General features: G+C 36.5%; 13 protein-coding genes and 1 pseudogene. 3 read left to right on the forward strand and 11 right to left on the reverse strand.

Going from position 1 to position 13,354, the window contains the following annotated elements; genetic code table 11:
• Positions 1-352: 352 nt before the first annotated feature.
• The 5 genes and pseudogenes from NST77_RS17065 to NST77_RS17085 all read right to left on the reverse strand — a co-directional run.
• Positions 353-724, reverse strand: a pseudogene (locus NST77_RS17065) (NAD(P)-dependent oxidoreductase); the annotation flags it as partial.
• Between the two features lie 181 nt (positions 725-905).
• Positions 906-1,223 (reverse strand): PTS lactose/cellobiose transporter subunit IIA, encoded by a 318-nt coding sequence (locus NST77_RS17070; protein ID WP_095329761.1) that lies wholly within the window; start codon positions 1,221-1,223, stop codon positions 906-908.
• Positions 1,224-1,247: 24 nt separating this feature from the next.
• Positions 1,248-1,553 (reverse strand): PTS sugar transporter subunit IIB, encoded by a 306-nt coding sequence (locus NST77_RS17075; RefSeq protein WP_095329760.1) that lies wholly within the window; start codon positions 1,551-1,553, stop codon positions 1,248-1,250.
• A 39-nt stretch (positions 1,554-1,592) separates the two neighbouring features.
• On the reverse strand, positions 1,593-2,912 hold the full coding sequence (locus NST77_RS17080) for a PTS sugar transporter subunit IIC (RefSeq protein ID WP_163185401.1): 1,320 nt from the start codon (positions 2,910-2,912) through the stop codon (positions 1,593-1,595).
• A gap of 25 nt (positions 2,913-2,937) precedes the next feature.
• A complete protein-coding gene (locus NST77_RS17085; protein ID WP_095329758.1) occupies positions 2,938-4,350 on the reverse strand; it encodes a glycoside hydrolase family 1 protein in 1,413 nt (470 codons plus the stop codon).
• Between the two features lie 161 nt (positions 4,351-4,511).
• On the opposite strand from NST77_RS17085, the gene NST77_RS17090 reads away from it, so the two are divergent.
• The 3 genes from NST77_RS17090 (at position 4,512) to NST77_RS17100 (ending at position 7,473) form a co-directional block, all read left to right on the forward strand.
• On the forward strand, positions 4,512-5,225 hold the full coding sequence (locus NST77_RS17090; RefSeq protein ID WP_095329757.1) for a GntR family transcriptional regulator: 714 nt from the start codon (positions 4,512-4,514) through the stop codon (positions 5,223-5,225).
• Positions 5,226-5,376: 151 nt separating this feature from the next.
• The gene (gene hpaB, locus NST77_RS17095) at positions 5,377-6,807 is read left to right on the forward strand and encodes a 4-hydroxyphenylacetate 3-monooxygenase, oxygenase component (protein ID WP_095329756.1); all 1,431 of its coding nucleotides are present in this window, start codon (positions 5,377-5,379) and stop codon (positions 6,805-6,807) included.
• A gap of 207 nt (positions 6,808-7,014) precedes the next feature.
• Positions 7,015-7,473 (forward strand): DinB family protein, encoded by a 459-nt coding sequence (locus NST77_RS17100; RefSeq protein ID WP_163185397.1) that lies wholly within the window; start codon positions 7,015-7,017, stop codon positions 7,471-7,473.
• A 120-nt stretch (positions 7,474-7,593) separates the two neighbouring features.
• On the opposite strand, the gene NST77_RS17105 is transcribed toward NST77_RS17100, so the two are convergent.
• The 6 genes from NST77_RS17105 to NST77_RS17130 form a co-directional block, all read right to left on the reverse strand.
• Complete coding sequence (locus tag NST77_RS17105; protein WP_095329754.1) at positions 7,594-8,574, reverse strand: Gfo/Idh/MocA family protein; 981 nt, start codon at positions 8,572-8,574, stop codon at positions 7,594-7,596.
• A gap of 13 nt (positions 8,575-8,587) precedes the next feature.
• Positions 8,588-9,421 carry a sugar phosphate isomerase/epimerase family protein gene (locus tag NST77_RS17110; RefSeq protein ID WP_095329753.1) on the reverse strand — a complete coding sequence of 278 codons (834 nt, stop codon included), beginning with the start codon at positions 9,419-9,421 and terminating at the stop codon, positions 8,588-8,590.
• 41 nt (positions 9,422-9,462) lie between these two features.
• Positions 9,463-10,455, reverse strand: coding sequence for a Gfo/Idh/MocA family protein (locus tag NST77_RS17115; RefSeq protein WP_095329752.1), 993 nt, complete (start codon positions 10,453-10,455; stop codon positions 9,463-9,465).
• Positions 10,452-11,465 (reverse strand): Gfo/Idh/MocA family protein, encoded by a 1,014-nt coding sequence (locus NST77_RS17120; protein ID WP_341123268.1) that lies wholly within the window; start codon positions 11,463-11,465, stop codon positions 10,452-10,454. Before NST77_RS17120 ends, NST77_RS17115 begins: the two co-directional genes overlap by 4 nt.
• 49 nt (positions 11,466-11,514) lie before the next feature.
• Entirely contained in the window at positions 11,515-12,276 is a 762-nt protein-coding gene (locus NST77_RS17125; protein ID WP_095329812.1) for a carbohydrate ABC transporter permease, read from the reverse strand.
• Positions 12,277-12,339: 63 nt separating this feature from the next.
• Complete coding sequence (locus tag NST77_RS17130; protein WP_341123756.1) at positions 12,340-13,272, reverse strand: carbohydrate ABC transporter permease; 933 nt, start codon at positions 13,270-13,272, stop codon at positions 12,340-12,342.
• Positions 13,273-13,354 lie beyond the last annotated feature (82 nt).

The raw sequence follows: 13,354 nt of genomic DNA on the forward strand, positions 1-13,354 counted from the left end.
AAGGAGGGTGTTCCTAGGGAAGAAATTAGCAAACTAGGAACAGAGGGATGGTTTGAGGGGAGTGGAACAGTCTTTTTTCTTTAATGAGAATGTGTGAACAAGCTTCAAGAGGAAGTAGCACCAATAATTTTAAATAATAGAAATGTAAAGAGGATAGTACGGCTGCTATCTAGTGAAGCTTGCGAAGAATCTGGCCACTCAGCGGTACTGCCGCGTCCCCTTTTCATTATTTAGAAGGAATAAAAGATTTGTTGTGGTTATCCTGACTGGCTACCGCATCGTCCGTAATTGTCGGAACACCTAATTTTCTCGGAGTAGCGTGTCGGTAGCACATATTTATAAACCAAACAGATTATAACTGATTGAGCTTGCTAACAGGCTCTTCTCCATTTTCTATACGTTTTATATTCTTTATAAAGAAGTCATATCTTTTTTTATGAAATTTCCGACCATCAGGCATTCCTGCTGTATGGGGAGTAAGTATCACATTACCCAGATTCCGGAGCTCGCTGTCAATAGGAAGCGGTTCGGATTCAAAAACATCCAGGCATGCACCTGAAATGTCCTTGTTTTTTAATGCAGCAATCAAGTCACTTTCGTGCACAATCCCGCCGCGGGCTGTATTGATAAAAAGAGCGGTCTTCTTCATTTTTCTAAATGCAGCTTTGTTGATCAGGTGTTTGGTTTGCTGATTCAAAGGTACATGTACACTGACTATGTCCGATGTGCTTAGAAGTCACAAGCTATTGTAAGCTATTGGTTAAAAACAATGGCGTAGGAAATGGGGACCATTTGATTGAGTGAAAAAAGGGGTACCAAAAAATCTGTCCCCCTCTTAGAAAGTCTCGAAATATATAGTTATCCTACTTAGCAAATGCTTCAAAATAAATCTTTTATTGGCAACTTCAGTTAGCGATACTTAGTTCTTTCCTCCATTCAATCATTTCCGCAATGAGCAATTTAATTGTTTCTGTACTCATAAATTGATCTTCTGCATGCATTAATAAAATAGAGAATTCTGTTTTATTACCCGCAGCCTCATTTTTAATTAATTCACCATGAATTTTATGACCTTCAACCAAAAGGTCTGATCCTTCCTTCATCAATGAAGCTGCACTGGAAAAATCACCATTTTTCGCTTGAGCTAGTGCTTCTATAAACTTTGTTTTCGCCATTCCTACATTCCCAATGATTTGAAAAGCAATTAGTTCTATTCCTTCCATTCCTATCCCTCGCCATCTAATAAACTATTTTTCTATCATTTCTAAAGCGGTCTCCAGAACTGCCGCTCCGTTTACTCTTCCATAATCAACAAAATCAATGACAGTAACAGGAATACTATTACCGACTACTTTCTCTGTATTGCTTTTTAAATATCCTACCTGTGGTCCCAATAAAATAATATCTGCTTTTTCCCAGTTTTCATGTAATTCTGCATCTGAAACTGCCCAAATATTTACCTCCATGCTCTGGTCTTTTGCCGCCTGCTTCATTTTTTCTACTAAAAAACTTGTAGACATTCCTTGATTACATACTAATAAAATATTTTTCATACAAACCACTCCTCCTATAGAATAGACTGTTTTATTTCCTTATTTATTCTGCATGGCACTTACTCTCTCATCTATTTTCAAAAATGGCAGATACATAAATACTGTTATGATGATTATTAATAATTGTAATACAGATGCTCGCCAGTCACCTCCTGTAGCTAGGAATCCTGAAATAATCGGTGGCGTAGTCCATGGGGTTTGAACAACCACGTGATTTATTAAACCTACAGCTGTCGCAAAATAGGCAACTGATAAAGAAAAAATTGGAGCAAGAACAAATGGAATGATTAACATTGGGTTAAATACAATTGGTAGCCCAAATATAATTGGTTCACTAATATTAAAGATAGAAGGTGTTAAGGACATTTTCGATATATCTCTATAATCCTTACGTCTACTAAAAATAAAAATGGCAATTAACAATGAAATCGTATTTCCCGATCCCCCCATAACAGCGAAGGTATCTTTAAAAGCCATATTAATTATATGGGGTATCTCTTGATGATTAGCGTATGCTAACATATTATCTTGCATGTTTTGTAATAAAAAAGGATCCAAAAGTGCTCCAGAAATAACTGCCTGATGGATACCGAATCCAAAAAATAAATTAGCGATAGAAGTAATTAATAAGAACCCTGGTAAACTGGTTGTCACATAGCTTAACGGCTTAGTAATAATGGTGGATATTAAAGTATTAAAATCCATATTAAATAATTGATTTAATAAAAAGGATGCAACTGCAAAGATGATAACATTCACCATAATTGGAATTAACACATTAAAAGATTTAATAACTGCCGGTGGTATATTTCCACTGATATTGATTTGCATTTTTTTATTTGAAGATAATTTTATAAATAAATCGGTTGCAAGCAGCCCTACGATAATTCCAACAAACATCCCTGATGCGCTTGTATAACTTACAGGAATCACATTAGAAACAAGAAAGCTTTCGGTTGATCCTTCTGGTGAAAAAGTCGTTGTCAATGGTGTAACTACTATCATTGTAGAAAGTACAACTAAGATTGGAGCTATTACATTTTTATATCCCCTATTTACACATAGATGATAAGAAATGGCAACAGCTACTAAAAGTGTCATGATATTCAGTGTACCGTTAGCAATGGATACCCCAATAGATTGCCAAGTTGTTAAAGTATCAGGATTAACCAAATTTCCCATAAAACCAGTTGGCTCTAAAATAACATAATTAATTAGAGTCATAAATCCAGCTAGTATCATAAATGGCATAATCGATGCAAAGGCATCACGCAAACTTCTTAGATGAATCTGCGCTCCTAATTTTTGTGCAACAAAAGCAAACCGATCTGCAATACCTTGCTTTGTTGAGTTATTCATGATCTATCCACCCTTTTTATTTTATTTATCCTAATTTACTCGTTTCGTACTCAAATCCGTTGTCCTTGCTCATTTTTTTATAAAATTCTCCACTTTTCTTGATTGTTCTTTCTTGTGTCTCTAAATTAAGAGAAACTAGTCCATATCGATTTTTATAAGCATTAATCCATGACCAGCAATCAATAAATGTCCATAAATGATATCCTTTGATATGGCAGCCTGCTTGAATGGCTTTATGGACATAGGCGAGATGATCTTTAATAAACTCAATTCGATAATCATCGATAATTTGTCCATGCTCATTAAGAAATCGTTCTTCATTCGCTACCCCCATACCATTTTCAGATATAAAAGCTTCTATATTACCGTAATTATCTCTAATGTCTATACATAGATCATAGATACCCTTTTCATAAATTTCCCATCCGCGGTACACATTCATTTTTTTCCCTGGCATATTATGAAGTTCAAAAAACCATTCGGGTAAAAAAGGGCTTTTTTTATTAATTTCTGTCAGGCGTGCCTTCACTCTTCTTGGTTCATAATAATTCAACCCTAAAATTTGAGAAGTATTTTCCGCAATTACTTTTAAATCGTTCTCTTCATATAAAGGCATCTGGTTATATTCCTGCAATATTTTTACCAATTTCTTTGGAAATGTTCCTTTAACCATGGGGTCTAAAAAGCTTCTTGTATAAAAGGCATCCGCAATTTCAGCTGCTTCTACATCAAACTCATTTTGGCTTCTCGGATAAGTTGGACTTAAGTTTAATATTACTCCTATCTTAGAAGGCAGTTGCTTTTCCTTAAAAGATTGAATAGCCTTCGCATGTGCCAATATAGTATTAAATGCTGCCTGTGCGCCACGCTTGAAATCTACTAAATTTGGATAATGAAAATCTTCTAAATAACTTCCTAAAATTGGTCCTAACGGCTCATTAAAGGTGAACCAATGATAAACCAAATCACCAAACTCTTCAAAACAAGCAGCTGCATAATTTACATATGCTTCAACCACTTCACGTGATTCCCATCCTCCCTTTTCTTGAAGTACATACGGCATATCAAAATGATAAAGATTAGCAAAAGGTTTGATACCGTTTTCATTCATTTCAGTCAAAAGGTTTCGATAGAAAGAAATAGCCTTTGGATTTCTTTCTCCTACTCCACCATCTGGAAACATCCTTGCCCATGAGATGGAAATACGGAAAGAATTATGCCCTGTTTCCTTCATTAATTGAATATCTTCCTTGTATCGATTTATATGATCAGTTGTTACTTCAGGTCCAATCCCCTGATAAAAACGTGATGGTTCCGTTTTAAACCAATGTTCCCAAACTGTTTCAGCTTTTCCTGTATTACCTCTACCTTCTGCTTGCTCAGCTGACCAAGCCGTTCCCCACCAAAAACCACTCGGAAACGTTAACATTTCTTTCATAATAAATGCCTCCCTCTTTCCTTTACGAACAAACTATAACACTCTTTTTAATATAAGTAAATACTTTTAATGAAAAGTATATATCTTTTGTGATTTATATACTTGTTTTTAACTGTATGGTATACTTATTATGAAAACCGTTATAAAATGGAGGATTTAACTTGAGTCAGTTACCTAAATATATGGAAATATATACAGATATTAGAGATAAGATAAATAATAACGAATATGAGATAAATGAAAAGTTACCTGACGGGGATACGCTTGCTGATTATTACCAATGCAGTAAACTGACAGTAAAAAAAGCATTAGATATTCTTGTAAAAGAAGGAATGGTTGTTAGACGTAGAGGTTCCGGAACTTATGTAAAAGGGGTTTCTACTAATGGAGGAGCTATTGCATTAGGTCCATCAGAAGGTTTATCTAACATTGTTGGAAAAGAAAATATTTCCTCAAAAATCATTCTTTTTTCGATCGAAAAACCGTCCTTAGAAATTGCCAAAAAACTTGAGATTGATGACGAATATATTTATCGAATTATTCGAACACGGCATATTAATAATAAGCCTTATTCGCTGGAACATACTTACATGCCTTTATCTATTATTACTGGACTAGAGCCAAAACATCTAGAAGGTTCCATCTATAATTATATACGCGAGGAATTAAAGCTGAAAACGCATAGCACCCATGTCTGGATTAGAGGAGACAAAGCAAATAGTGAAGATACTTCTTTACTAAAGATTCCAGACAACTCCTTCATGATGGAAATCGAAAAATTAGCTCAGTTAGAAGATGGAAGAATATTCGAATACTCCATCACACGCCATCTGCACGAGAGTTTTGTTTTTGAAACAGTTTTTGTTCATAACTAAGAAGGAAATAAGAGGGCAGGTGTGGAGTATCCCAAATCAGAAGGAAATTTCCAATCTTTACCCATTTAACCAGAACTGAGGACTATATTCATTAATAAAATAATAAAATAGTTTATATCCATTTTATTAATGAATAAGGGAGAAGAAAAAAATGGGAATAGTGAATGGAAAGACATATTTATCACGAATCAGCAGTTTATCTACAGAAATTTGGTTAGATGGGGAAAAAGTCCAGGATCTCTCTAACCATCCTGCTTTTAAAGGGATACTACATTCAAAAGCTTCTCTTTATGATTTACAATGTCAGCCTAACTTAAAGGAGGAAATGACTTTCTTGTCCCCATTATCTGGGGACTCTATAGGTATGTCATACTTACAGCCAAAGACAAAAGAGGATTTGCGAAAAAGAAGAAGGATGATCGAACGGTGGGCTAAGGAAACAGCAGGAATGATGGGACGGAGCCCAGATTATTTAAATACAGTAATCATGAGTTTTGCCACTTCTGCTTCCCTTTTAGAAGGAAAGGAAAATTGTTATCCAAAACATATCCAATCCTTATACGAATCGGCAAGAGAAAAGGATCTTAGTTTTACCCATACTTTTATAACACCTCAAGTTAATCGCTCGAGTATGTATCTAGAGTATTCCAACGAGCCAATCTCTGCCCAAATAATCGAGAAAAATAATAAGGGGCTAATTATTAAAGGGGCGCGGCTCCTAGCCACACAGGGAGGCCTTACAGATGAACTTTTGGTTTTTGGGGCGCCCAGATTTGCAAAAGAGGAAGCATTTGCATTTGCAATACCTTCAGACACTAAAGGAGTAAAGTTTCTCTGCAGAGAGTCCTATGTAGGAGGAGAATCTACTATTGATTATCCATTAAGCTCACGATTCGAAGAAATGGATTCTATTGTTGTATTTGATAACGTCCTTGTTCCATGGGAACGTGTTTTTTTCCATGAAGATCTAGAAACCGCAAGTATGTTTTTAACTCAAAGCTCTTTTAATTCATTTGCTTATCATCAAGTTATTACTAGGCAAATTGTCAAAACAGAGTTTATTTTGGGCTTAGCGGAAAATATGATAAATACGATTGACGTAGGCGAATATCAACACATCCAAGAAAAGATGGCAGAAATCATTATTGGATTAGAAACGTTGAAAGCACTATTAGAAAAAGCAGAGAACGATGCTCTCTTAAATGACCAAGGATTTATGATTCCAAACAAAACCATCCTGCTAGTTGCTAGTAATATTTTCCCGAAAATTTATCCTCGTTTTTCCGAAATCCTTCAACTAATTGGCGCAAGCGGTTTAGTATCACTGCCAACAGAGAAAATGTTTCACTCAGAAGTTGGGAAAGATTTAAATCAATATCTTCAAGCAACGTGCAGATCTGCAGATGAGCGCAATAAAATCTTTCGATTAGCTTGGGATTTAACAATGAGCTCCTTCGGCACAAGACAGACACAATATGAAAGATATTTTTTTGGTGATCCTGTCCGTCTTTCTGGATTTTTATATAATAACTACCCTAAAAGTAATTATGTAGAGAGAATTAATGAATTTTTGACAGACTGAATTATCAACGGCTGCCCAAATGACTACATATGGGCAGCACTTCTGCATAAGGTTAATAACTAATGAGCGCCCTTCCCTTTTCCTCCCAAATTCAGCCGTCGCATTATTTTCGTCAATAAATCCTGGCATACTTTAACTCAGGAACAATAAAGGATTATTACAGATGGCAATCGAATATTAAATTTTTAAAAAAGGAGGAATAGAATCATGCAAAAGGTTATGGAGGGAATAAATTATTGGATAAAAAGATTACCAGAAGAATTCAACTCTATGTCTGAAAATAGTTCTTCTCATCGTCCCTTGCCAAACAAGTGGTCAAAAAAAGAAATTTTAGGGCATCTTTGTGATTCAGCGATAAATAATATAGAAAGGTTTATCAAAATTCAATATGAAGAACCGGTGTATGCTATTCAATCATATGGCCAAAATCATTGGGTTAAGATGCAAAATTATCAGGATAGACCACTTGATGAAATGATAAATCTTTTTCAAACACTCAACAAACAAATTATTCACATTGTAAAAAACATCCCAGTCGAAAAGCTTTCCAATCTTTGCGACATAGGAAATAATCAGCATAAAACACTAGAGTGGCTGATACAAGATTATCATGAGCATATGGAACACCATATTCACTCTCAAATCTTAATCGAAAAATCTTATTAAAAGAAAAGACACACATTAAAATCTGCTATATTTATAACCCCGTTCTCCTTTTAGAACGGGGTTATAAATAGGAAGTCAATCTAAAAAAGTCATATTGTCATTTTATCAATAGAAATCTTTTTACAAAGAATAATAATTACTTAAAGAAATAGGCTCTCCATTTTCATGAGAATCATTTGCAGCAAGGGTAGCAGCTAATGTTTGAACACCATTTTCATAGGATGACAGGATTAATTCTGGCTGATTGGCAGCAATCGCTTTAATGAAAGCTCGATCCTGGGCCTCATAATAATTCAACTTTGGTCGATACGTAGTAGTTGAAAATTCATCTGTAATCGTTATATTGGAACCGTTAAAAGCAACACGGAAATTCTTCCCTAAAATTTCTAGACCCATCCGGTGATCTGGTTGTATAAAAGAGCAGCCTAATTGGCCGATTGCCCCGTTCCTTAAAGTGAAATTGACCGAAGTGACATCTGGTATATCAATATGAGGAATATCCTTTGAAACCAATAGATTCATATTTGCATAGATTTTATCTATATCTCCTGCTAAATAGCGAATTAAATCCAAAATATGTGTGGCTTGTTCTACTAATTGTCCACCTGATTTGGATTGTTCCCGATACCATGGAGTTGGAACAAATTTTGTTAAATAATAGCTGTTAACCATCGCAATTTGTTTGCCTTGTAGATACTCTTTTGCTTTTGCCACTGTATCTAAGTACCGTAAACAGTATCCTGTAGCACAAATAATCCCAGAAGCTTTAATAACCGCAGATTTTCTCTTTACATTATCCAGATTTAATCCAACAGGTTTTTCTACCATAATATGAATGCCCTTTTTAGCAGCCTTTTCCTCGATATCTCCATGGGCAAATGGAGGGACACATATAAAAAGTGCATCCAATGCAGTCTCTTCCATCATCTTGTCTACATCTGTATATGCTGGAATTTGATATTTCTTCCCTACAGCTGTTGCTTGGTCTTCGGATATATCACATACCGCTGCCATTTCTGCCTGTTCAATCAAAGCAATATTCTTCAAATGTACGGATCCAATTCCCCCGACACCTATAAAGCCTACACGAACTTTTCTCATAGCGGACACTCCTCTAAGGACTAACCTTTTTCAGATTTAACACGACATCCAGATGCTTGGAGGTATCTTGGGCAAGATACTCTGGCCCAAATGCATAGGCTGGTATTTCAGCGGTTACTGTATCCTTATAGCCTATGTTCTTTAATGCTTGGTACACTTTTTCCCAATTTACATCCCCAGCTAATAATGGAACAAAGCCAGTAATATTCCCAACGTTCAATTTAAAATCCTTAACATGAACTTTTCGGATTCGCTCTCCTAATATGGAAATCCATTGTTCTGGATAGCCATATTGTAATGCATTTCCGACATCATAATAAGCACCAATATAATCGGAATGGAACTCATCAATATACCTGGCCATTTCGAGTGGAGATAGCAAAAATTTATTCCATACGTTTTCGATTCCCACATGAATATTGTGTTTTTCAGCTAATGGCAGAACTTTTCTTAACTCATCTTGACTGCGCCTATAACAATCAAGGTAAGACGTTTCTTCATTAACTACCCCTGGGACAACTAAAACAGTGTCTGCCCCAATATATCCGGCTAATTCTATTTGTTTTTCAATCACTTTTCTCCCTTGTTCCCGTACCTTTTCATCATAATGAGAAAGAGGGAACTTCCATAATAGATTCGTAGAAATACTGCTTAAGCGTAAACGATAATGCTCTGCCATTTTCCGAATTCGTTTTGCTTCTTCTCTAGACGTATTCATCGTAAGCCCAATGCCATCTATACTTACATTAAGCTCTATTGCATCAAAGCCTGCATCACGACTGTACTTAAATACCATCTCTAATGGTGTATCATCGGGATAACACCACTGATTAATCCCCTTTAGCATCTTTATTCCTCCCTAAATAGCATCCCTGCATAGAGCTATCTCTATTGATTATTCGATTCAATTTTTTCTATCAAAACAGGCCTTTTGCTTTGCGCAGATTCATAGCCTGCCAGAGCAACCTCCATTGCTTTTAGACCATCTTCTCCTGTTATAGTAGGTGCAATTCCCTTTTGCACATTTGTAACAAAGTCTTCTACAAGAGCTTGGTTCATATCATCTCCCCAATAATCCCATTTTGCTCCCTCTGCACTGTACAGCTCACTTTTCTGCGCAAAGGCATCTACTGACAATGTTCCTTTCGTCCCGATTATTTCTAATGTAACGTCTCCCCATGTTGGGAATGTCTTATTTCTTGACCAGCTACAATCAATTGAAGCAAACACATTGTTTTCAAATTCCATTGTTACGATCCCACAATCATCTATCTCATAATCAGAAAAGAGATTATCTACTTCTGCATATACTTCTTTCACATCTGAATTCATATACCATCGCATAATATCCACAAGGTGAACTGTATGATCCATTACGGCGCCGCCGCCTGATTTTTCTTTGTCTACAAACCAGCCGCCCGGGTTAGTGCCGCGATTCGTTCCTTTTATAGCAATAATACTGCCAAGTTCTCCTGTCTCGATAATGTGTTTCGCTTTTACTATTGGTGTACTAAAGCGTACAGGAAAAGCAATTTGCAGGAATACATTATTTTCTTTGCAAACTTCCATCATTTCCAATGCATCCTTCCTATTTGTCGCAATCGGCTTTTCGCATAAAACATGTTTTCCTTTCTTCGCTGCTGCAAGCACATGTTCATGATGCTTATAATTTTCGGAAGTAATGATGACAGCATCTATATCTTGGTCTAAAAGATCTTCATAGTTTGAATAGTAATTGGTACTGTATTTCTTCGCTGCTTCTGCACCGCGAATCTCCTGGTCATCTGCGATTCCTACTAACTCTACTCCTTTGCTTTTCTTTAATGCCTCTGCATAGGCGTACGCATGACCATGAGCAAAACTAATAATTCCTACTCTCATCGTTTTACCTCCATTTCTTGTTTACGCAATTCTACTACTTTTCCTTCCTTTAATGACTCAATAGCAGCTAACGCAATTTCCATTGCTTTATAAGCATCTAGAGGAGTCACTATCGGCTCCTCCTTATTCTTGATACATGAAATAAAATGTTTTAATTCTGTTATATATGGATTTTCTTTTAATGGACTTTCGGGCACCGCGACTCCAGCTGAACCTGTATTATTGTGATTAATGCCTTTTACAAGCGGAGTTGCTTTCGAGCTATCATAGTGAATAACCCCTTCTTTTCCAGCTATTTCAAATTTTGTTGCAAAATTTTGGTGAGCCCAAGTTCCTTCCAAATGAGCAATTACTCCACTTTCAAAGCGCAATGTTACTAATGCATAGTCTAATTTTGCCATCGCTCTTCCTTCGGCACTTTTGGCATAGACTCGCTCTACCTCACCGAAGCACCAGCGTAGATAATCAAAATCATGGATCATTAAGTCGAGCACTAATCCACCACTGCTGTTATAGTCTGCATACCAATCTCTAGAAGCAGATGGGAATCCGCCTCCTCTTTTCGTATTTACAACACCTGGCTTGCCAATTTTCCCTTCTTCTATCATTTGCTTTGCACGCTGGTATTCCGGGAAAAAACGCACGACATGACCTACAAAAAGCTTCACGCCCTTTTTCTTGCAATAGTCGATCATTTCTTTAGCATCCTTTAAATTGCGAGCCAATGGTTTCTCACAAACAACTTGAAAACAATCATCTGCTACTTTTTTGACATATTCCTTATGAAATGGAGTGGGAACACAAACGGACACAACATCAACAGCACCAAGGCTTTCAATCGCTTCCTCATAGCTTGCAAATGCTTGAGCTCCTAATTTCCGTGCCAATTCTTCCGCTTTTTCTAAGGTTCTGTCCACAATTCCAACTAATTGAACATCATCCATGGTTGAATAGGCGAAGGAATGAGTACTCCCCATCGTTCCGGCGCCAATAACTAATGCTTTTAACATATACACACACTCCCTATTCTATTTATCAATTCTTTCTCTTTCTAAATATCTATCTTCTAACCCCTCCAAGTGCAATCCCTGCCAGTAAATGCTTTTGCAGAAAAATAAACATTAACAGCATAGGAATCGTGGACAAGACAGCACCAGCCATTAACAGCGGATAATCTGTAGAATATTGTCCTGAGAAAGTGGAAATCCCAACGGACAATACTCTCATTGACTCAGAGTTTGTCATAACAAGCGGCCATAAGAAATCATTCCATGCAGCGAGAATCGTAAAGATTCCTAAAGCAGTAAGGGCGGGTGTCGAATTTGGTAAAATAATTCTCCAATAGATTCCAAAGTACGAACAACCATCAATTTTAGCTGCTTCATCCAACTCTTTTGGAATGCCCATAAAGAATTGGCGCAGCAAAAAGGTACCATAGGCACTAAAAACGCCTGGAACAATCAAAGCAAAGAATGTGTCAATCCAGCCCAGCTGTGTTAATGTTGCATAATTTGGTATTAAAATTACTTGAGCGGGTACCATAAGCACGGACAGCATTAAAATAAAGAGAACATTTTTCCCAGGAAAATTTAAACGTGCAAAAGCAAATGCAGCTAAAGAACATAAAACAAGTTGACCAATCGTTCTACCTAAAGTGAGAATAATCGTATTCAGATAGTATTTTAAAAAATCCACAGCTTCAAAGACGTTCCCATAATTCTCGAAATGCCATTCCTTAGGGATAATCGTCGGCGGAACTTGCATGGATTCTCCAAAGGATTTCAGAGAGGTAGAAATCATCCAGAGAAATGGCACAATCATGATAAAAGCTCCGATAATGAGCAGTAAATGTCTAGAAACCCGCTTCAAGTAAATCCCCCCTTATTAAGAATCGTAATAAACCCATTTCTTTTGGAAAATAAATTGAATAATGGTCATCAATAGAATGGCAAGAAACAAGATAAATGCTTGGGCAGAAGCAATACCCATTTCACCATACTTAAAGCCTGATTCATAAACGCCATACACAATCGTACGCAGTGGTTCTAATAGCGCTGTACTATTACCAATCATGACAAATAATAAGTCGAATACTTGTAAGGAACTAATCATTCCTGTTATAAAAACAAAGAAAATAGTAGGTGTTAATAGCGGTAAGGTAATACTAAAAAACTTCCGAATCCTTGAAGCACCGTCAATGTCGGCCGCTTCATAATACGTCTTTTCTATTCCCTGAAGTCCCGCTAAGATTAAAATGATATTATTGCCGACACTCATCCATGTGTAGACGATAATAACGGATATTAAAGAAATCTTCGGGTCAAATAACCACGATGGCTGCGGAAGATGAAAGATACCTAGAATGTAGTTAATTAAGCCATAATCGGTGTTATATAGCCATTTCCATACCATCCCAACTGCGACCGGCATCGTAACTACTGGCAAGAAATACAAGGTACGATAAAAGATAATGCCTTTTATTTTTTGATTCAGCATGACTGCTATAAATATCGCAATAATGACAGTAAATGGAACGGAAACAAAGGTAAATACTGCTGTATTAACAATCGAACGAAGAAAGGAAGAATCAGTAAATAATTGGATCAAATTTTCTAACCCGACATATTCTGGCATGGAAATACCATTCCATTTTGTAAAGGACAAAGCAAATGAGGCAAGTGCAGGAAAAATATAAAACATAAATAGCCCTATCATGGTGGGAGCAATAAATAAATAAGCAGCAATAGCTTCACGATTGAATTTCTTTTTCTTTCTCTTTCTTGCCACAGTCTCTGGACTCTTTTTATTCACTACCATCGTTTCCAATCGTATCTCTCCCTTCTTTCTTGATTTTTTTCATCCCTTCCCTTTCCATTTGGAATCAATGAAAAGGGAAATT

It is taken from the genome of Niallia sp. FSL W8-0177 (assembly GCF_038006285.1).
GTDB classification, from domain to species: Bacteria; Bacillota; Bacilli; order Bacillales; family Cytobacillaceae; genus Niallia; species Niallia circulans_A.